Raw genomic sequence first — 20,567 nt, 5'->3', positions numbered from 1 at the left:
GGCGGGCTATCCATTTCAGGTCAAGGGGAACGAACGCGCAGGATCTGCGCGCCGTCGAAGGGGTCAGTCAGGTAGTGCGCCTGCACCCCGAAGGTGGCCTGCAGGCGTTGCGGGGTCAGCACCTGCAACGGCGGGCCGACATCCACCAGGCGCCCGCGCTCGAGCACGGCCAGGCGATCGCAGGTGAGGGCCTGGTTGAGGTCGTGCAGGGCGATCAGGGTGGTCACCGGCAGCGCCTGAACCAGGCGCAGAATGCCCAGCTGGTGCTGGATGTCGAGGTGGTTGGTCGGCTCGTCGAGCAACAGCAGCTGCGGGCGTTGCGCCAGGGCCCGGGCGATGTGCACGCGCTGGCGCTCGCCACCGGAGAGGCTGCGCCAGCTGCGTGTTGCCAGGTGGGTGGCATCCACGTCGGCCAGGGCCTGCTGCACGATGGCGTGATCGTCTGCCGACCACGGGCGCAACGCCGACAACCACGGCGTGCGGCCCAGGGCCACGGCATCGAACACATTGATCGCATCGCTGGTGTCGGCCTGTTGCTCGACCACTGCCAACCGCCGCGCCACCTCGCGGCGTGGCAGTTGCCTGAGCGCGTTGCTGCCCAGCTGCACCTCGCCGCAGGTGGGCGTGCGCAGCCCGGCCAGCAGCTTGAGCAGGGTGGACTTGCCCGAGCCGTTGGGGCCGACGATACCCAGGGTCTCGCCACGGCGCACCTCAAGGTCGACCGCGTCCAGCAGCACGGCATCGCGCACCTTCAAACCCAGCCCGGTGCAGCGCAGTGCAGCTTCATCCAGCGGGTGGGTGACAGCGTTCATCGGGCGCTCCTGCGGCCAATCAGTATCAATGCGAACACCGGTGCGCCGACCAGCGCCGTGATCACCCCCACCGGAATCACCTGGCCCTTGATCAGGGTGCGCGAGAGCACGTCGGCGGCAATCAGGAACAGCGCGCCACCCAGCGCGCTGGCCGGCAGCAGGCGCGCATGGGGGGTACCGAACAGCAGCCGCATCGCATGCGGAATCACCAGCCCGACAAAGCCGATGGCGCCCACGATCGACACCATCACTGCCGTCACCAGTGCCGCGCAGCTGATCAGCAGCACCTGCACGCGGCGTACCGGGATGCCCAGCGAGGCGGCCGAGTCGCTGCCGAAGGTGAAGGCGTCCAGCGCCCGCCGATGCCACACGCACACCGCAAGGCCGGCCAGCGCCACCGGCACTGCCAGCCACACCGATGGCCAGCGCACGCCACTGAGGTTGCCCAGCAGCCAGAACAGGATGCCGCGCGCCTGCTCGGCACTGGCCGACCGGGTGATCAGAAAGGCGGTGAGCGCGTTGAACAGCTGCGAGCCGGCAATCCCGGCGAGGATGATCTGCCCCGTGCTGTTGGACGGCCCGCTGGCACGGGCCAGCAGCGCCACCAGCGCGAAGGCCGCGATGGCCCCGACGAAGGCGCCCAGCGACAGCGTGATCGCCCCCGCGCCCAGCCCCAGCAGCGCCACCAGCACCGCGCCGGTGGAGGCGCCGGCCGAGATGCCGAGCAGGTACGGGTCGGCCAGCGGGTTGCGCAGCAGCGACTGCAGTACCACCCCGCAGGTGGCCAGCCCCGCGCCGCAGGCGGCGGCCACCAGCGCACGGGTCAGGCGATAGTTCCACACGATGCCTTCATCCATCGGGTCCAGCAGGTGCCCGGCGGCCCATAGCTTGTTGGCCAGCACCTGCAGCACCACCGAGGGGGCGATCGGCGTTTCGCCAATCGCCACCCCTGCCAGTATCGCCAGCAGCAGGGCCAGGCACGCGAGCAGGCCGCGCACAACGCTGCCTGTCATGGCGCCAGGTCGAAGCCGTTGATGGCCGAGGCCAGGGTCTCCATGCCGCTGAACAGGCGCGTGCTGGCCTGCATGGCATGTGCATCGAGAATCACGATGCGGTTGTGTCTGACCGCGTCCATGTTGCGCGTGACCGGGTCGCTGCGCAGGAATTCGAGTTTCTTCTGGTAGTCATCGGCCGGGAAGCGACGACGGTCCATGCGCGCGATCACCAGGAAGGTGGGGTTGGCCTTGGCGATGGTTTCCCAGCCCACGGTCGGCCATTCCTCATCGGACTGCACCACGTTGCGCACGCCCAGGGTCTGCAGCATGTAGTCGGGGATACCCTTGCGCCCGGCCACGTACGGGTCGATGTCCAGGTCTGCGCTGGAGAACCAGAACAGGGCGCTGGTGTCCTTCAGATCCTTGCCCTTCACGGTGGCGGCAGCCTTGGCCAGGCGTGCCTTGAGCTCGCTGTTCAACCGCTCGCCACGCGCCTGCACGTCGAAGATCTCGGCCAGCTGGCTGATGCTGTTGTAGATGCTGTCGATGCGAAACGGCTCCAGGCGGGTGCCGTCGGCGCCGACCAGGTTGTCCTTGCCTTCGCAGTCGGACGGCATCAGATAGGTGGGGATGTTCAGCTCATGGAACTGCTCGCGGGTGCCGACCACGCCCTGCGGGCCGACCATCCACTCCAGCTGCACCGCCACCAGTTGCGGGCGCTTGCCGATCACCGCCTCGAAGCTGGGGTCGTTGTCGGCCAGGCGCTCGACCTTGTCGTTCTGCACCTTGTACTGCGCCAGCACATCGTTGAACCACAGCGAGGTGCCGACCAGCCTGTCGCCCAGGCCCAGTGCGTAGAACATCTCGGTGCCGGCCTGGCCGATGGTCACGGCGCTGTCGGGCGCGTGCTGGAAGGTCAGCGGCATGCCGCAGTTCTGCAGCGTGAGCGGGTAGTGGGTCGGGGCGGCCTGGGCCAGGGTCGACAGACCCAGGCCCGCGAGCAGGGTGACAAGGCGGGGCAACTGCATGATGCGATCTCCATTCGAACCGTACACGGGCAGGGGTGTACAACCTGGAAACACATCGACAGGCGCTGCCGCGAGGGCAGGGCAAGGCCGTTCGGCGCGCGGGGCGCTCGCGGCACAGATGTACTCCCCGGACACCCCGCCGGTTAGTGATTGTTGCTGTGCCGGCAGGTCTCCTGACTGGTGCGTCGTCACCTGGCTCCGGCCTTCCCGGGGGTCACCCAGTGGCATTTCAGGAGCAGGCTCGGCACTTACAGTTGCGGGGGCAGTTCCGTTTGACGCCATGCAGTGGCGTCTCGGATTCCCTATTGATTCCGTGTGGAAACCGGCGGGCGGCATGGTAGTCGATCACGCCGCCCGCAGGGAAACAAAACCCCGCCAGCCTCAGAGGTACTTGAGCCAGGCAATGTCGCGACGGCGGGCCTTGAACGCGGCAAACCAGCGCACCGGCGGGAACAGCGCCACGGCCAGCAGCACGGCGGTCAGCCACACCGCCCAGATACCATCGAAGCCGAAGTAATTGCCCTGGTTCAGGCCCAGCAGTGCAACGCAGGCCAGGTACGCCACTTTCAGCACATACAGGTGCAGCAGGTAGAAGAACATCGGTGCGGCGCCGAACACCGCCAGGGTGCTGATCCACCGGCGCTGCCCGGCGCGCTCCAGGCCCAGCAGCAACAGCAGGCCAGCCCCCAGGGTCAGGGCCAGGAACAGCAGCGAGGGCGGGTACTTGGTGATGTTGAAGAAGCTCATCAGGGTGTGCGCGGTGTCGGCCTGAACCGTCCATGGCGCCTCGCCGTAGCCGTTGAGCAGGCGCAGGGCGACAAAGCCGAGCAGGGTTGCCAGGCCTGCCAGCAGCAGACGGCGCTGGCGCGTGGCGGCCGGCATCGAGTGGGCGAACCAGGGGCCCAGGCCGTAGCCCAGCGCGATCACGCCGACCCACGGCAGCACCGGGTACGAGGTACGCAGGCGCAGGCTGTCGGAGAACTCGAGCCAGCCGCGGTCATGCAGGATCGCCCACGGCACGTGCAGCGCAGAGCCCTGCGCAAAGTGCAGGCCGTCGAGCAGGTTGTGACCGGCCACGATCGCGGCGCCCAGCACCAGCAACAGCGGGCGCGGCAACCACACCAGGGCCGCCAGGGCGATCATGCTGATGCCGATGGCCCAGATCACCTGCAGGTAGATCACGCTGGGTGGCAGTTGGAAGGTCCAGGCGACGTTCACCAGGGTGAACTCCAGCACCACCAGAAACAGCCCGCGCTTGAACAGAAAGGCCGACACATCGCCCCGGCCCTGGTGCTTCTGGCCATACAGCCAGGCCGACAGACCGGTCAGCAGCACGAACACCGGGGCGCACAGGTGGGCCAGCGTACGGCTGACGAACAGCGCAGGTTCGGTGCTGTCGATGGCCATCGGGTCGCTGACCTGGCGGTGCAGGAAGAAGGTTTCGCGCACGTGGTCCAGCAGCATGAACAGGATCACCAGGCCCCTGAGGGCATCGATGGACAGCAGGCGTTGGCTCGGTTTGCTGGCGGCGGGGAGGGCAGTAGCGCTAGTCATTGAAAGGTCGCAGGCAGAGGGGGCGAATTGAATGGTTACTGTATAACATTTCTATTCGCTCGGTAAATCTTCCTTACAATCTTGACTGCCATGCTGCGACATCAGACCGCACCCATCTGGCGCTGCGCGCTGGAACCCGTCGACCCTGCGTGACAAAATGCCGCCTCGCAAAACCCTTGCACAAGGCTCCCGCTCTCGGGGCCGGCACCTTCCCAAAAGGATGGTTACATGAACGATTTACTGACCCGGCGCACGGTGATCGCCGGGCTCGGCCTGCTCGGCCTCGGTGCCCTGGCAGGTTGCAACAACTCCGGCGCGCTGGACTTCAAATACGGCAAGGACCTGAGCAATAAGATCCTCGGCCGCACCTTCAAGCTCAAGGACCCGCAAGGCAACGTGATGACCCTGTCGAGCTTCCAGGGCTCGATGCCGATGGTATTCTTCGGCTTCACCCAATGCCCGGCGGTGTGCCCCACCACCCTGGCCCGCGCGGTGCAGATCAAGAAGCTGATGGGCCGCGACGCCGACTTCCTGCAGGTGGTGTTCATCAGCCTGGACCCCGAGCGCGACACCCCCGAAGTGCTGGACGCCTACGTCAAGGCCTTCGATCCCTCGTTCGTGGCGCTGTCCGGTACCCTGGAAGAGACGGCCGCAGTGGCCAAGGAATTCGGCGTGTTCTACGAGAAGGTGCCGGCCGGCGACACCTATACCATTTCCCACAGCTCGACCAGCTACGTGTTCGACTCGCGTGGCGTGCTGCGCCTTGGCCTCTCGCATTCCCTCAATGCCAAGGAATGCACCGAAGACCTGCTTACCGTAATGGAGGTTTGTTAATGCGTTCTCCCGTGAAACACGCGCTTGGCGCGATGGCGTTGCTGTCCCTGTTCGGTGCGGCGCTGCCCGCCGTTGCCCAGACCACCGTGGGCGAGCCCTGGGTGCGCGCCAGCGTGCCGCAGCAGCAGTCGACCGGTGCGTTCATGACCCTTACTGCCAGCACCGACAGCAAGCTGGTGGGCGTCGAGTCGCCGGTGGCCAAGACCGTGCAGGTGCACCAGATGCAGATGCACAACGACGTGATGAGCATGAGTGAAGTCAAGGCGCTGGACCTGCCCGCCGGCAAGCCGGTGGTGCTCGACACCAATGGCTACCACGTGATGCTGATGGGCCTGGTCAAGCAGGTGAAGGAAGGCGACACGGTGCCGCTGACCCTGATCGTCGAAGACGCCAAGGGCCAGAAGGAGTCGATCAAGGTCGACGCCCCGGTGCGTTCGCTGACCGCCACCGACGGTCACGGCGAGCACTCGATGCACGACCACAGCCACATGTAAGTACCCGCCGCGCCGGCCCTTGCGCCGGCGCAATCCGTTCCTGCCGGGTGGTTCGCCACCCAACGGGTTCAACTGGCCTGCGCCAGATAGTCCCGCAGCCGATCCTGCAGATACCACACACCTTCAGCGTGTTTCAGGTAATCGCTGATCGGCATCATCTGCCAGTACTGGCCTTCGTCGCCAAATTCGATGGCATCGATTTCCCCCTGCGTGATGTGCCCCACCAGAAACCAGGACTCCCAGCCGGGTCTGGCCAGGCTGGGGTAGTTGCGGCGCCATTCGATGCGTTCGGGGGGCAGGCGCAGGGCGAACTCTTCGTCCAGCTCGCGCAGCGCGCATTCCACCGGGGTCTCATTACCTTCGCGCCCCCCGCCGGCAAAGTCCCAGCAGCCGGGGAAGGGGATGGTGCTTTTCACGTCGCGCTTGTAGGTCAGCAGGTGGTCGTGGAACAGCAGGGCGAGTTTGGCACCGCAGAAGGGTTTGAGGGGCATGGATACTGGCCTCTGGCAGGACGGGGCGTTAGGCACCGGGCCGGTATTTATACGACGGTTCTGCAGGTTGCGCGGCGTTTTTTGTGGTGTGGGCTGCCGGGCAGCTGCTGGTCACACAGGCATGCGCCGCCGACGGGTATAACTGAACCCGGGAATAAGGATATGCTGTTTCGAAATATTACAAATTGGTGAGGGCAGAATGCCGTTAAAGGACCTGTTGCTGGCGCTGGTGGTGATCGTCGCCTGGGGCCTGAATTTCGTGGTGATCAAGGTCGGCCTCGACGGCCTGCCGCCCATGCTGCTGGGTGGCCTGCGCTTCGTGCTGGTGCTGTTTCCGGCGATCCTCTTCATCAAGCGCCCGCAACTGCCGTGGCGCTGGTTGCTGGCCTACGGCACCACCATCTCGCTGGGCCAGTTCGCCTTTCTGTTCGAGGCCATGGGCAACGGCATGCCGCCGGGCCTGGCGTCGCTGGTGCTGCAGTCGCAGGCCTTCTTCACGCTGTTCTTTGCCGCGATGTTTCTCGGTGAGCGGCTGCGCGCCGCCAGCCTGCTGGGGCTGCTGGTGGCCGCCGGGGGCCTGGCGCTGATCGGCAGCGAGAACGGCAGCCACGTGCCATTTTTGGCGCTGTTGCTGACCCTGTGCGCCGCCGCATGCTGGGCCATGGGCAACATCATCACGCGCCGCTTCGGCAACATCGACCTGGTGGCGCTGGTGATCTGGGGCGCGCTGATTCCGCCGTTGCCATTCTTCGCCCTGTCGTGGTGGCTCGAAGGGCCGGCGCTGATCGAAAGCTCGCTGCGCGGCATCGGCCTGAACTCGATCCTGGCCCTGGCGTACCTGGCCTTCATCGCCACCATGCTCGGCTACAGCCTGTGGAGCGGCCTGCTGTCGCGCTACCCGGCGGGCAAGGTCGCACCGTTTTCGCTGCTGGTGCCAGTGGTGGGGCTGAGCTCCTCGGCGTTGCTGCTGGGTGAACGCCTGAGTACCCTGCAATGCTGGGGTGGGGTGCTGGTGATGGTGGGGTTGCTGATCAACGTGTTCGGCTCGCGCCTGCGTCAACGCCTGCGGGCCGCGCTGAGCTGAGGCCCCAGGGCGGCGGTGGAACGATCCGCCGCGCACGCCGCTCCAATTCCAGACCCTCGCCGACGAAGGTCCGACCATGAATTCACCTCGATCCACCACGCCCCATGCCGGCCCGGCCGGCATGGTCAAGGTGCGCGGCGCGCGCGAACACAACCTGAAGAACGTGGATGTGGACATCCCCCGCGATGCGCTGGTGGTGTTCACCGGCGTGTCCGGCTCGGGCAAGTCGTCGCTGGCGTTCTCGACCCTGTATGCCGAGGCCCAGCGCCGCTATTTCGAGTCGGTGGCGCCCTATGCGCGACGCCTGATCGACCAGGTCGGGGTGCCGGATGTGGACGCCATCGAAGGCCTGCCGCCGGCGGTGGCCCTGCAACAGCAGCGCGGCACCCCCAGCGCGCGCTCCTCGGTGGGCAGCGTGACCACGCTGTCGAGCCTGATTCGCATGCTCTATTCGCGCGCCGGCAGTTACCCGGACGGCCAGCCGATGCTGTATGCCGAGGACTTCTCGCCCAATACGCCCCAGGGCGCATGCCCCGAGTGCCACGGCCTGGGCCGGGTCTACGAGGTGGACGAGGCCTCGATGGTGCCCGACCCGTCGCTGACCATCCGCGAGCGTGCGGTGGCCTCGTGGCCGCTGGCGTGGCAGGGCCAGAACCAGCGCGACATCCTCGTGACCCTGGGCTATGACGTCGACATTCCGTGGCGCGACCTGCCCCAGCAGCAGCGCGACTGGATCCTGTTCACCGAGGAAACCCCCACTGTGCCGGTGTATGCCGGCATGACCCCGGCCCAGACCCGCGACGCCCTCAAGCGCAAGCTCGAACCCAGCTATCAGGGCACCTTCAGCGGCGCGCGGCGCTATGTGCTGCACACCTTCACCCATTCGCAGAGCGCGCTGATGCGCAAGCGCGTCAGCCAGTTCATGCGGGCCAGCGCCTGCCCGTTGTGCGCGGGCAAGCGGCTCAAGCGCGAGGCCCTGACCGTGACCTTCGCCGGGCTGGACATTGCCGAGCTGGCGCAGTTGCCCTTGCTGCAGCTGGCCGAGGTGCTCAAGCCGGTGGCCAGCGCCACCTATGTCGAGCATGGCGACGCGCAGGGTGCGGTGCTGACCCACGCGCAAACCCGTGACGCCCGCCAGCAGCGCGCGGCCAGGGGCGACAACGCCCATGCCGGCGGCCCGGACGTGCGCCACACGCCCAACCTCTCGCTGGAAAAACGCCTGGCCGCGCAGCGCATCGCCCAGGACCTGCTCGAACGGGTGGCCACCCTGATCGACCTGGGCCTGGGTTACCTGGCCCTGGAGCGCAGCACGCCGACCCTGTCCTCGGGCGAGCTGCAGCGCCTGCGCCTGGCCACCCAGCTCAACTCGCAGCTGTTCGGCGTGATCTATGTACTGGACGAACCCTCGGCCGGCCTGCACCCGGCCGATGGCGAGGCGCTGTACGAGGCCCTGCTGCGCCTCAAGGCCGCGGGCAATTCGGTGTTCGTGGTCGAGCACGACCTGGACACCATGCGCCGCGCCGACTGGCTGGTGGACGTGGGCCCGGCGGCGGGCGAGCAGGGCGGCCAGGTGCTGTACAGCGGGCCCCCGGCCGGGTTGGCCGAGGTCGAGGCCTCGCAGACCCGCAGCTACCTGTTCGGCGCCCAGGCCGCCGTGCCGCGCACCCCGCGTGAACCCGGCGGCTGGCTGCGCCTGGAGGGCGTGACGCGCAACAACCTGCACAACCTCGATGCGGCCTTCCCCCTTGGGTGCTTCACGGCCGTCACCGGGATTTCCGGCTCGGGCAAGTCCAGCCTGGTCAGCCAGGCGCTGCTGGAGCTGGTGGGCGCGCACCTGGGCCAGGCCACTGCGCCCAGCGAGCCCCAGGAGCAGAGCCTGGAGGATGACGTGGCGCAGGCCAGCGGCGGCCAGGTCACGGCGGGCCTGGAGCACATCCGCCGGCTGGTGCAGGTGGACCAGAAGCCCATCGGCCGTACCCCGCGCTCGAACCTTGCGACCTACACCGGCCTGTTCGACCACGTGCGCAAACTGTTCGCCGCCACCGATGCGGCCCGCGAACAGGGCTTCGACGCCGGGCGCTTCTCGTTCAACGTGGCCAAGGGCCGTTGCGAAACCTGCGAAGGCGAAGGCTTTGTCAGCGTCGAGCTGCTGTTCATGCCCAGCGTCTACGCACCATGCCCCACCTGCCATGGCGCCCGCTACAACCCGCAGACCCTGGCGGTCACCTGGCAGGGCCTGAACATCGCCCAGGTGCTGCAGCTGACGGTGACCCAGGCACTGGCGGTGTTCGAGCAGCAGCCGGCGGTGCAGCGTGCCCTGGCGGTGCTGCACGAAATCGGGCTGGGCTACCTGCGCCTGGGCCAGCCGGCCACCGAGCTGTCGGGCGGTGAGGCGCAGCGCATCAAGCTGGCCACCGAACTGCAGCGCATGGCCCGCGGGGCCACCCTGTATGTGCTCGACGAACCCACCAACGGCCTGCATCCGCAGGATATCGACCGGCTGATGCTGCAGTTGGGGCGCCTGGTGGATGCCGGGCATACGGTGATCGTGGTGGAGCACGACATGCGCGTGGTGGCCCAGAGCGACTGGGTGATCGACATCGGCCCGGGGGCGGGGGACCAGGGCGGCACGCTGGTGGCCTGCGGCACGCCGCAGCAGGTGGCGGCCAGTGCCCACAGCCGTACCGCGCCGTTTCTGGCCCGGGCACTGGGCTGAGGCGGCTCAGGCGTCGAGGCTGCGCCGAACCTTGTCCAGCAGTTCGTGGATCTGGAACGGCTTGGTGACGATGTCCATGCGCTCACCGAGAAAATGCTGCCGGTCGATGGCGTTCTCGGCGTAGCCGGTCATGAACAGCACCGGCAGGCTCGGGCGCAGCATGCGCGCGACATTGGCCAGCTCGCGCCCGTTCATGTGCGGCAGGCCCACGTCGCTGAGCAGCAGGGCGATGCTCGGGTCGGCATGCAGTTTCTGCAGGGCGCTTTCGACGTCCGGCGCCGGGGTGCAGCGGTAACCGGCATCGGTCAGCACCTCGCAGACGAAACTGCGCACCACCGACATGTCCTCCACCACCAGCACATGCTCGCCGGCGGTACTGATCACGGTGTCGGGTGTGGGTTCGGTGATGCTCAACAGCGGGCTCTGGCTGGCCGGCAGCAGCAGCGTCACTTCGGTACCGCGCCCGCCGGTGCTGCGGATCTGCACGTCGCCGGCCGACTGGCGGGCGAAGCCGTAGATGGTCGACAGCCCCAGCCCGGTGCCCTGGCCGATGGGCTTGGTGGTGAAGAACGGGTCGAAGACCTTGCCGATCACCTCGGGGGCGATGCCGCTGCCGTCGTCGCGCACCGACAATGCCACGTAGGCGCCATCGGCCAGCTTGAGGTCGTCCTGGGTGTGCGCCGCGTAGGTGCTGATCCAGATGTTGCCACCCTGGGGCAGCGCGTCGCGCGCGTTGATCACCAGGTTGAGCACGGCGTTCTCCAGCTGGATCGGGTCTACCAGGGCCACGCTGAGGTGCTCGCTCAGGTTCAGGTGCAGGCTGATGTGTTCGCCGATGGTGCGTCGCAGCAGTTCCTCCAGCGAGCGGATGTGCTGGTTGATGTCGGCCGGGCGGGGGTCCAGCGGTTGCTGGCGGGCAAAGGCGAGCAGGCGGTGGGTCAGGGTGGCGGCCCCCATGGCGGCGCCCAGTGCAGCGTCGGCGTAGGACTGCACCTTGTCGACGCGGCCCTGCTCGATGCGTTTCTTGATCAGCTCCAGGCTGGTGATGATGCCGGTGAGCATGTTGTTGAAGTCATGGGCGATGCCGCCGGTAAGCTTGCCCAGTGCGTCCATCTTCTGCACCTGCAGCAACTGCGCCTCTGTACGGGCGCGCTCGGCCACTTCCTGGGCCAGCAGGGTGGTCGCGCTGTCCAGTTCGGCGCGCTGGGTGCGTTCGCGGTGGCGCTGTTCGGTCACGTCCTCGACGAAGATCAGGCTCGACTCGCCGCTGCGGTAGGGCGACACCTGCCACTGGGTCTCGCGCAGCTGGCCGTTGACGCGCATGTGCAGCAGGCCCTTCCAGCGGTCCCGGGTGCCGAGCCTGCGCAGCAGCTCGTCGATCACCGGCTGCTGGTCGTCGGCAAAGCACTCGACCAGGGTGTCGGGGCTCAGGTTGTCCTGGATCAGCTGGGCGAACGCCTGGTTGCATTCGTGCACCTTGAGCCCGGTGCCCAGCAGCGCGATGGGCGCGGCGGTGCTGACGAAGATCTCGCGAAAGCGCGCCTCGCTCTCGCGCAGCGCCTGCTCGGTGTCGCGTACCCGCAGCAGCGTGCGCAGGGTGGCCAGCAACACCTCGGGGTCGACCGGGTGGATCAGGTAGGCGTCGGCCCCGGCGTCCAGCCCGGTGATGATGTCGCCGGTACCGATGGCGGCCGCCGATACGTGGATCACCGGCAGCAACGCGGTGGCCGGGGTGGCGCGCAGGATGCGCACGATATCGAAGCCGCTCATGTCCGGCAGGTGTACATCCAGGATCAGCGCGTCGTAGGTCTGGCTGGCAATCAGCTCCAGGCCCTCGCCACCGGTGCCGGCCTCGTCGATGCGGTAGCCATGGCATTCCAGGCGCCGGCGCAGGGCATAGCGGGTGACGATGTTGTCGTCGACGATCAGCAGGCGGATGTCAGGCTTCATCACCAGGCTCCTGGGCCAGCGCCAAGGGGATCACTACGTAGAAGGTCGAGCCGACCCCGGGCGTACTCTCGACCCCGACCCGGCCACCCAGCAGCGCCGCGAAGCGCTTGCACAGCGACAGGCCCAGGCCGGTGCCGCGCAGGCGCTTCTGCAGCGGCGAGTCGATCTGTGCGAAGTCCTCGAACAGCGTGTCGTGCAACTCGCCCGGGATGCCGATGCCGGTGTCGTGCACCGCAAAGCGGATCTGGCCGTCGTCTTCCAGTTGCGACGACACCCGCACTTCGCCGCGGGCGGTGAATTTCAGCGCGTTGGAAATGAAGTTGCGCAGGATCTGCGCCAGCTTCTTGTCGTCGCTGTACAGGCGCGGCAGGCCCTGGGGCTCTTCGAAGATCAGGTCGACCGCCGAGGCATCGACGATCGGCCGGAACATGCCGCGCAGGGCCGCGAACAGGTCGAGCATGTCGAACCAGGCCGGCGAGATGGTGATGCGCCCGGCCTCGATCTTGGCCAGGTCGAGCAGGTCGTCGACCATGTCGCTCAGTTCGCGCGCCGAATTGCTGACGAAGGTCACCTGCTTGTGCTGCTCGGGGCTCAGCGGGCCGTCCAGCTCGTCGCTGAGCAGGCGGGCGATGCTCAGGATCGAACCCAGCGGCGTGCGAAACTCGTGGCTCATGTACGACAGGAAGCGGCTCTTGAGGTCCGAGGCCTGGCGCAGTTGCTCGGCCTGGATATCCAGCTCGGCATACAGGGCCAGCACGCCCTGGTTGGTTTCTTCGAGTTCGGCGCGCAGGGCGTCGCCCTCTTCACGCAGCCGCGCGATCAGCGCCTGCGCCTCGGTGTCGGCAAGGGTAGGGGAATCAGCCACTTAGGGTCTCCAGGGCAACAACCAGCACGGTGACATCATCGCGGCCTCGGCAGAAGTCGCGATGCAGCACGGCGGCGATCAGTGCCGGGTGCTGATGCATGAGGCCAGGATACTGCTGCAGGTCCCAGCGCGATTGCAGCCCGTCGCTGTAGAGCACCAGCAGGTTGGCATGCACATCAGCATAGTCAAAGGGGCGCACGCGACGGAATTGCCCGCCGACGATACCCGGGTGCGAGGCCAGGCCACGACTGCTACCGGGTGCGAGCAGGTGCGCGCCGATGTTGCCGACGCCGCTGAAACGCAGCGCGCCGTTGTCGTACTGGGCGAAGGCCGCGGCGCCGCCACGGGTGCCCTGCATGTTGACGTGCATCGCCTCGAGCACCTGCGCGGGGTCGGCGAACGGGGCCTGGGCAAAGGCCTGGGTGCCGGCGTGGGCGGCCCGTTCGGCGAGCTCGCCGTGGCCCAGCCCGTCGACCACCAGGGCACTGATGCGCTGGCCGTCGTAGGCCAGGTACCAGGCATCGCCACAGGCCGGGTCGTGATGCAGGCTGTGCTGGCTGGCGCCCCAGCGCAGGTCGCAGGCCGCGCTGCTGCGTGGGTACAGGCGCGCCAGCACGGCGGCGCCACGGCTGTCGGCGTACACATCGAACACATCGGCCAGGCGCTTGATCGCGCCCAGGCCGATGCCCTGGGTACCGCCGGTGGAGAACCCGTCGGCCAGGCAGTGGTGCAGGTCGAAGCCTGCACCACGGTCGATGGCGATCAGTTCCAGCCCGCTGTAGCCGCTGTTGGGCAGCACCCGCAGGTGCAGTTCACCGCGCCCGGCATGCTTGAGCAGGTTGCTCGCAAGCTCGGTGGCCAGCAGCGCGGCGCGCCCGGCGTCGGTGGCATCGAAACCCTGCTGTTCGGCCAGGCGTTGCACGCAGCGCCGGGCATGACCGACCTGGCTCTCGTCTTCTATCGGCAGCACCTGGGTCAGGCTGCCCAGGATACTCAGGCCCATCGCAGAATCGTCACGCGCGTGCCGGCCCCGGGGGCGGTATCCAGTTCGAACTCGTCCACCAGGCGCTTGGCCCCGGTCAGGCCCAGGCCCAGGCCGCCGCCGCTGGTCCAGCCATCGGTCATGGCCAGCTTGATGTCGGGGATGCCCGGCCCTTCGTCGCGAAAGGTCAGGCGCAGGCCCTTGCGATGGTCCTTCTCGACCACCTGCCAGTCCATGTGGCCACCGCCGCCATACACCACGGCGTTGCGGGCCAGCTCGCTGACCGCCGTGACCAGCTTGGTCAGGTTGATCAGGCTCATGCCGCAGCCCTGGGCCAGGGTGCGCGCCAGTTGCCGTGCACGTACCACATCCTGCTCCAGCAGGATGGGCTGGGTGCCGCTTTGCTCGGCGCTCATTGCGGTGCAGCCGAGTTGTTGAGCAGGCGCATGCCGCGCTCGGCGTTGAGCGCGGTACGCACGCCGGGCAGGGTCAGGCCCAGTTCGACCAGGGTGATCGCCACGGCCGGCTGCATGCCCACCAGCACGGTCTGCGTGTCCATGATGCGCGACACCCCGGAGATGGTGCCGATCATGCGGCCAATGAAGGAGTCGACCATGTCCAGCGCCGAGATGTCGATCAGCACGCCTTTGGCCGAGGTCGCGCTGATGCGCTCGGACAGGTCGTCCTGCAGGGTCATGGCCAGCTGGTCATGCATGTCGACCTGGATGGTCACCAGCAGGAATTCGCCGATTTGCAGAATCGGGATGCGCTCCATGGCTTCAGCCCGCCTTGGCGACGGACAGGCCCAGGCGATGCAGGGCCAGCTTCAGGGCGTCGGCCAGGTTGGCCTTGGTCACCACGCCCTGCAGGTCCAGGCCCAGGTGCACGATGGTCTGGGCGATCTGCGGGCGTACACCGCTGATGATGCAGTCGGCGCCCATCAGGCGGATGGCGGTCACGGTCTTGAGCAGGTGCTGGGCCACCAGGGTATCGACGGTGGGCACACCGGTGATGTCGATGATGGCGATTTCAGAGCCGGTGTCGACGATGCGCTGCAGCAGCGATTCCATCACCACCTGGGTGCGTTGCGAGTCCAGGGTGCCGATCATCGGCAGTGCCAGTACGCCGTCCCACAGCTTGACCACCGGGGTGGACAGCTCCAGCAGTTCTTCCTGCTGGCGCTTGATCACCGCCTCGCGGGATTTCTGGAAGGTGCGGATGGTGTGCAGGCCCAGGGCATCGAGCAGTTCGGACACCTGCAGCAGCTGGTTGGCCAGTTGCGCCGGCTGCTCGCTGTACTCGCGCTGCAGCAGGGCGAACAGCGGGCCCTTGAGGGAGAAGATGAAGGTGGCGGTCTGCTGCGAGTCCTGGCCGAGCAGGGCGCGGCTATGGGATAGCTTTTCCAGGAACAGGCGCACCTCGTCCCAGGCACCGGCGTTGAGGTTGCTGGCATCGCCGTTCTGCAGGCCGGCGTGCAGCAGGTCGAGAAACTCTTCGGTCTGGCGCTTGAGGTCGTCGGCCTTGAGGTTGCGCGTGGCACCCGACGCGTCCAGCCCGGCCAGCCATTCGGCTACCAGGGAGGCCTGGTGGGTGCGGATGGCGGTGAGGGTGACAGGTTGCAGTGCAGCCATTTGGACAAGCTCCTGAGCAGGGTAGGTAAGGCACATGCGCATCTGAGTGTGCAGGCCTGATTCTAGTTCGATATTGCCTTCATCAAATTTTTTGCAGGCCCTCAGCTCCCGCTGGCGGGGCGCGGTTGCAGCATCGGGTCGTAGGGGTTGAGCTGGCGCAGCGACTCGAGCAGGGCATTGGCTGTGTCCACCTGCCGGGCCTGTTGCAGATAATGCATCAAGGCCAGCCGAACATCACGGTTAAACGGTTGTTGTTGCAGGCTGCTCCACAGTTGTTGCATTGCCGGCTCGCGCTGCCCCTGATCGTGCAGGGCCACCGCCAGCACATACCCGTAGCCGGCGTTCTGCGGGGCCAGCTGCACGGCCTTGCGCAGCGCCACCAGCGCTTGGTCGCGACGGCCCTGGCGAATCAGGGCCAGGCCGTGGGCCTGCTGCAACAGCGCCGAGTCGGGGTGCTGGCGCAGGCTGTCTTCCAGCAGCGTGCGTGCTTCGTCCTGGCGGCCATGGCTGTCCAGCCACTGCACCAGGGCCACACGGGCCGGCAGGAAGTCGGCGTCGCGCAGCACCGCGCTGCGCAGGTACGGCTCGACCGCATCGGTGCGTCCGTTGGCCTGGTACAGCAGGGCCAGGTTGAGGTTGGCTTCGGCGCGTTCGAGCAGGCTCAGCTGCACGCTTTCGTATTCGCCCAGCGCCTGCTCGAACGCCGCCTGCGCCGCGCCCAGCCCGGCTGCCCGTGCCGGCAGCAGGGCGTAGGCGGCCGCGATGCGCACGGCCAGCACCGGGTCACGCAGCAAGGGGGCCAGCGGCATGCTCCGCTGTTGCGGGGGCAGCAGCGCGGCCAGGGCTTCCACCGCCGCGGCGCGTACCTGCGGTGCGCTGTCGCCCAGGGCGCTGCGCGCCGCCTGCAGGGCACGTTCGCTCGGGTAGTTGGGCAATTCGGCAAGCAGGGTGGCGCGGCGGATCGCCGGCAGTTCGCGGTTGGCCAGTTGCGTCAGCAGCGCCTGGGCGGCACCGGGTTTGCCGCTGCGCAGCAGGTCCAGGCTGGCGGCGTAGGCCGGTGTGTCTGAGGGCCGGTCGGCGTACCACAGCGCGAACTGCTCGCTGACGCGCTGCCCGGCACTGCCCTTGTGACACCCCAGGCAGGCATCCGGCGTGCCCAGCGCCAGTGCCTGGGCCGGTGCCGGAATGCTGAAGCCGTGGTCGTGGCGATAGTCGTTGACCATGTAGAACTTGCCGGGCATGTGGCAGCTGACGCACTGCGCCGCGGGGCTGCCGGGGGCATGGTGATGGTGCTCGGTGGCGGTATAGTCGCGGGCCTTGAGCCCAGCGCCGTCGACCCCGGCCACGCCGGTCTTGCCCGCAGGGTTGTGGCACTGCAGGCACACCCCGTCGCCCGGTGCCTTGAGCTGGGTGCTGTGGGGCTCGTGGCAATTGCTGCAGCGCACGCCCTTGGCGAACATCTTGCTCTGGGTGAAGGCGCCGTACTCGAACACCTCGTCCTTGATCTTGCCGTCCAGCTCATACAGCTCGCGGGTCAGGCGGCTGGGCAGGTAGTCGTCCATCAGGCGGCGCTCGTTGTGAAAGCCATCGCCCAGCGGCGCGCGGCGCGCATGGCAGCGGGCACAGGTTTCGACTTCGGCCAGGTTGCCACCCTCCACCAGGCTCTGCTGGAAGCCGGCATGGGCAACCTGCCTGGCCGGCTTTTGCGCCGCCCACGCCAGGTGCCCGGAGGCCGGGCCGTGGCACGCCTGGCACCCCACGCCCAGGCTGTTCCAGTGGCTGTCGAAGGTGGCGCTGGCAGCGTTGAAATTGCGCTTGAAGCCGGTGGTATGGCACTCCACGCACATGAAGTTGGCATTCTGCTGCGGCTTGCTCCAGTGCAGCGGGTTCTTGAAGTCCACGCCCTGGCCGGGGTACAGGTGAAACCACTGCTGCTGGCGCGTATCCCAGGCCACCCCGAGCGCCTGCAGGTGCCCGCCGCCGGTGTCGATCAGGTACTGCTGCAGGGGCTCGATGCCGAAGGCATAGGCCACCTCGAAATCCTGGGGCTGGCCGTCGGCGCCTGGGGTGTTGACCCAGAAGCGGTCGCCCTGGCGAAAGAAGCGCGTGGTCTCGCGGTCGCTCTTGAACTGCACGTCGGCGAAATTGCCCAGCACGGTCTGGGCGGTGGCCGGCTGCATCGCCAGCTGGTGATGGGAACCTTGCCACTGGCGAACCTGTTCGCCATGGCAACCCTGGCAGGTGGCTTCGTCGACCAGCGCCGGGGCGGAGCTGCTTGGCGCTGGCGGGGCTGGTGGCGTGCTCTGCGCGGCCACCGGCAGGCGTGCCGGGGCACGGTCGAGGGCGAACCAGGTGCCCAGCAGGGCCAGCAGGACCGCCCCGGCCAGCACCGGCCAGAGCAGGCTGGTGCCGCGCACGGGGGGCTGTTGGGGCGGCGTAACGGCGCGCTTTTTCGACATGCAGACGTCCATGCTGTTGGGGTAAGGGGCGCTTCAATCAGGCGGCGCGCTTCACGGCATGCCCAGGAACCAACGGTAGTACGGGTTGCTGCCATCTTCTCGCATCACGCCCTGAACCTGTCGCGCCCAGGTGTCGCGCTGGCCGCGGTAGGCGCTCAGGCCCACCTGGTAGAAGCGCTGCAGGCGCTGGCGCTGGTCGTTCAGGCGCAGGCTGGCCAGGGCATCGGCGCCTTCCAGCGGCACCGGGCTGCCCAGCGCCAGCAGGGCCGGCAACACCCGGGTGATCTCGTCGCTGCGCACCCAGGGGGCGTACTCGATGCGTGGCTGGTCGTCGGTGACGGCCGGGGCCTGTGCGGCAAAGCGCTCCAGGCCGGCGCGGTCGGTGACCCAGGTGGCCAGCAGTGCGGCCGGCGAGTCCACGCCCACCTCGGCCAGGGTGCGTTGCACGTGGGGTTGCGCCAGGCGCGCGCTGATGCGCGGCAGGTCCAGGCGCACCGGCTGCAGCGAGCCGACCAGCAGCATTTCATGGAACTCGGTGGTCCACAGCGAGGCATGCGGGAACACGTCGATGAAGCTGCGCACCAGGGCACGGCTGTCGTCGATGTTCTGGGTGGGCAGCGGCAGCCACTGGGCGACCAGGCCCTGGGGGTTGAGGCGGCTGGCGGCCAGCTGGTAGAAGTCACGCGAGTACAGGTTGACCACGCCGGCTGCCGAAGGGGGCGGTGGCTCCAGGGTGATCAGGTCGTAGGGCTGCGGGCTGGCCAGCAGTTCACGGCGCCCGTCGCGCAGGCGGATGTCCAGGCGCGCATCGTCGGCGGCGTGGTAGTTGCCCTGGAACAGCGTCGAGGCGTGCACCACCGCCGGCAGCAGTTCGGCCACCACGCGTTGCTCCAGGCCCGGGTAGCGCAGCAGGGCGCCGGCGGTGATGCCGGTGCCCAGCCCGATCACCAGCGCCGAGCGCGGCTCGCCGTTGTGGATCAACAGCGGCAGCAGGGCCTGCAGGCGCATGTAGCGCAGCGACGGCATGGCATCGCCGGTGTTGGACACGCCCTGGATGTACAGGCGACGAAAGCTGCCCTGGGGCTTGTGCTGTTCGACCACGGCGACCGTGGCGCCACGGCCTTCCTGATAGAACACCAGCTCGCCGCTGCGCGCACCGGGCAGCAGGTTGGCCAGGCGCTGGGGTGGGGTGAGCAGGGCGGTCAGGAGGCTGGCCAGGGCAATGGCGTAGAGGGCGATGAATCTGGGTTGACTGAGCGCGCCTGTTCGCTGGCAAGCCCGCTCCCACAGGGTTCGAGCAGATCCTGAGCCTGTACCTGCAGGCGCCGGCCTTGCCGGCGAAGCGGCCAGGCCCGCCCCCACCACGACCGCGATTACCCCGACCCCTACCGCCAGCACCGCCAGCACCCCCAGGCTGCGCACCAGCCCCAGCGCGGGCACCAGTACGAACCCGCACAGCATCACCCCGGCAATCCCGCCCAGGGTGTTGAGCGCCACCACCGCGCCCACGTCGCGCCCCGCATGGCCCGGCGTGCAGGCCAGGCGCAGCGCCACCGGGAACGCCGCCCCCAGCAGCGTGGTGGGCAGCAGCACGACGCTCACCGCCACCACCGCAAAGCGGGCACTCATGCCCGCCAGTGCGCTGCCGCCCAGGCCCAGTACCAGCGCTTCGGCCTGGGTCTGCGCACTGATCAGCCAGCGCCCCAGCCCGGCGATTTCCAGCAGCGCCAGCAGCCCCGCCGCACCGATCAGCATGGCAAAGGTGGCCCACGGGTCGCGCAGCCGCTCCACGCGCCGGGCAATCAGTGCGCTGCCCAGCATCAGCCCGGCCAGGTAGGTGGCCAGCATCACCGCAAAGGCGAAGGTGCGGGTGCTCATGAACTGCACCAGGGCCTGCGACCAGATCACCTCATAGCCCAGCGCAATGCCCCCGGCCACCGCGTACAGGGCCAGGGCCAGGCGCGCCGCCGGGCTGCGCGGGGCGCTGGCGGTTACCACGGTGTCGGCTTCGACGTCCGGTGTCAGGCGCAGCAGCCACAGTGCGCCGGCCCCGGCCAGCAGGTTGAGCACGGCGGCGGCACAGGCACTGCCGCGTACCCCCAGCAGCGGGATCAGCACAAAGGCTGCGAGCAGGGTGCCGACAATCGCCCCGGCCGTGTTGGCCGCGTACAGCTGCCCGCCGGCGCGTCCGGCCGTTGCCCCTTGCGCGGTCACGGCACGCACCAGCACCGGCAGGGTGCCGCCCATCAGCAGCGCCGGCAGGGCAACCAGGCTGAACGGCAGCGCCCAGGCCAGCAGCCCGATGCTGCCCTGCAGGCGGGCGAACAACCCGGCGCTGCTGCCCAGGGCCAGGGTGGCCGCGATGCCGACCACGGCCACGGCCAGTTCGAGCAGCGCATACAGGCGCAGCGGCTGGCGCAGCCGATCGGCGTGACGCCCCAGCCACCAGCCGCCCAGCGCCAGCCCGGCGAAGAATGCGCTGATGCCGGTGGTGATCGCATGCACTTCCACCCCCACCACCAGTGACAGCTGCTTGATCCACAGCACCTGATAGATCAGCGCCGCGCTGCCGGAGACCAGCAGCAGGGTCGCTGCCAGGGGCAGTGTGCGGGGTGGAGCGCAGGCGGCGGGGGCTTTGGCGTGTCGGGAGGAGCGGCTGGCGACCGGCATCA

Annotated in this window: 17 protein-coding genes and 1 riboswitch; of the genes, 4 read left to right on the top strand and 13 right to left on the bottom strand. The window is 68.2% G+C overall.

Going from position 1 to position 20,567, the window contains the following annotated elements; all coding sequences use genetic code 11:
* Window positions 1-20: 20 nt before the first annotated feature.
* The 4 genes from NJH59_RS21580 to NJH59_RS21565 form a co-directional block, all read right to left on the bottom strand.
* Window positions 21-812, bottom strand: a complete 792-nt coding sequence (locus tag NJH59_RS21580; RefSeq protein WP_058541264.1) for an ABC transporter ATP-binding protein — start codon at window positions 810-812, stop codon at window positions 21-23.
* Window positions 809-1,825, bottom strand: a complete 1,017-nt coding sequence (locus NJH59_RS21575; protein WP_253087291.1) for an iron ABC transporter permease — start codon at window positions 1,823-1,825, stop codon at window positions 809-811. The genes NJH59_RS21580 and NJH59_RS21575 overlap by 4 nt, the downstream gene beginning before the upstream one ends.
* The gene (locus NJH59_RS21570) at window positions 1,822-2,835 is read right to left on the bottom strand and encodes an ABC transporter substrate-binding protein (RefSeq protein WP_058541263.1); all 1,014 of its coding nucleotides are present in this window, start codon (window positions 2,833-2,835) and stop codon (window positions 1,822-1,824) included. The genes NJH59_RS21575 and NJH59_RS21570 overlap by 4 nt, the downstream gene beginning before the upstream one ends.
* Before the next feature lie 145 nt (window positions 2,836-2,980).
* Window positions 2,981-3,177, bottom strand: a riboswitch (cobalamin riboswitch).
* 39 nt (window positions 3,178-3,216) lie between these two features.
* Window positions 3,217-4,389: a DUF1624 domain-containing protein gene (locus tag NJH59_RS21565; protein WP_043861194.1), complete on the bottom strand. Its 1,173-nt coding sequence runs from the start codon at window positions 4,387-4,389 to the stop codon at window positions 3,217-3,219.
* Window positions 4,390-4,617: 228 nt separating this feature from the next.
* Here NJH59_RS21565 and NJH59_RS21560 point away from each other — a divergent pair, with 228 nt between their 5' ends.
* Together NJH59_RS21560 and NJH59_RS21555 are read left to right on the top strand one after the other, a co-directional pair.
* A complete protein-coding gene (locus tag NJH59_RS21560; protein WP_058541261.1) occupies window positions 4,618-5,223 on the top strand; it encodes an SCO family protein in 606 nt (201 codons plus the stop codon).
* Window positions 5,223-5,717, top strand: a complete 495-nt coding sequence (locus tag NJH59_RS21555) for a copper chaperone PCu(A)C (protein WP_043861196.1) — start codon at window positions 5,223-5,225, stop codon at window positions 5,715-5,717. Before NJH59_RS21560 ends, NJH59_RS21555 begins: the two co-directional genes overlap by 1 nt.
* A 68-nt stretch (window positions 5,718-5,785) precedes the next feature.
* Here NJH59_RS21555 and NJH59_RS21550 read toward each other — a convergent pair whose 3' ends face one another.
* Window positions 5,786-6,208, bottom strand: coding sequence for an NUDIX hydrolase (locus NJH59_RS21550; protein ID WP_100633333.1), 423 nt, complete (start codon window positions 6,206-6,208; stop codon window positions 5,786-5,788).
* A 199-nt stretch (window positions 6,209-6,407) separates the two neighbouring features.
* Here NJH59_RS21550 and NJH59_RS21545 point away from each other — a divergent pair, with 199 nt between their 5' ends.
* Window positions 6,408-7,292, top strand: a complete 885-nt coding sequence (locus tag NJH59_RS21545; RefSeq protein WP_253087290.1) for an EamA family transporter — start codon at window positions 6,408-6,410, stop codon at window positions 7,290-7,292.
* 76 nt (window positions 7,293-7,368) lie between these two features.
* Window positions 7,369-10,008: an excinuclease ABC subunit UvrA gene (locus tag NJH59_RS21540; protein WP_253087289.1), complete on the top strand. Its 2,640-nt coding sequence runs from the start codon at window positions 7,369-7,371 to the stop codon at window positions 10,006-10,008.
* 6 nt (window positions 10,009-10,014) lie between these two features.
* Here the strand turns inward: NJH59_RS21540 and NJH59_RS21535 are convergent, their stop codons facing one another.
* From NJH59_RS21535 to NJH59_RS21500, 8 genes are all read right to left on the bottom strand, one after another.
* Window positions 10,015-11,958, bottom strand: coding sequence for a response regulator (locus NJH59_RS21535; RefSeq protein WP_054915145.1), 1,944 nt, complete (start codon window positions 11,956-11,958; stop codon window positions 10,015-10,017).
* Entirely contained in the window at window positions 11,948-12,823 is an 876-nt protein-coding gene (locus tag NJH59_RS21530) for an ATP-binding protein (protein ID WP_043861201.1), read from the bottom strand. Before NJH59_RS21530 ends, NJH59_RS21535 begins: the two co-directional genes overlap by 11 nt.
* Window positions 12,816-13,826 (bottom strand): ATP-binding protein, encoded by a 1,011-nt coding sequence (locus tag NJH59_RS21525; RefSeq protein WP_178083069.1) that lies wholly within the window; start codon window positions 13,824-13,826, stop codon window positions 12,816-12,818. Before NJH59_RS21525 ends, NJH59_RS21530 begins: the two co-directional genes overlap by 8 nt.
* On the bottom strand, window positions 13,817-14,221 hold the full coding sequence (locus NJH59_RS21520) for an anti-sigma regulatory factor (RefSeq protein WP_043861202.1): 405 nt from the start codon (window positions 14,219-14,221) through the stop codon (window positions 13,817-13,819). The genes NJH59_RS21525 and NJH59_RS21520 overlap by 10 nt, the downstream gene beginning before the upstream one ends.
* Complete coding sequence (locus tag NJH59_RS21515) at window positions 14,218-14,580, bottom strand: STAS domain-containing protein (protein WP_043861203.1); 363 nt, start codon at window positions 14,578-14,580, stop codon at window positions 14,218-14,220. Before NJH59_RS21515 ends, NJH59_RS21520 begins: the two co-directional genes overlap by 4 nt.
* A gap of 4 nt (window positions 14,581-14,584) precedes the next feature.
* A complete protein-coding gene (locus NJH59_RS21510) occupies window positions 14,585-15,436 on the bottom strand; it encodes an STAS domain-containing protein (RefSeq protein ID WP_054915144.1) in 852 nt (283 codons plus the stop codon).
* Window positions 15,437-15,537: 101 nt separating this feature from the next.
* On the bottom strand, window positions 15,538-17,895 hold the full coding sequence (locus tag NJH59_RS21505) for a cytochrome c3 family protein (protein ID WP_253087288.1): 2,358 nt from the start codon (window positions 17,893-17,895) through the stop codon (window positions 15,538-15,540).
* Between the two features lie 51 nt (window positions 17,896-17,946).
* Window positions 17,947-20,565, bottom strand: a complete 2,619-nt coding sequence (locus tag NJH59_RS21500) for a fused MFS/spermidine synthase (protein ID WP_253087287.1) — start codon at window positions 20,563-20,565, stop codon at window positions 17,947-17,949.
* Between the last annotated feature and the right edge of the window lie 2 nt (window positions 20,566-20,567).

The organism is Pseudomonas sp. VE 267-6A, assembly GCF_024126555.1.
GTDB lineage: Bacteria > Pseudomonadota > Gammaproteobacteria > Pseudomonadales > Pseudomonadaceae > Aquipseudomonas > Aquipseudomonas palmensis.
This window is presented reverse-complemented; position numbering and strand designations above follow the sequence as displayed.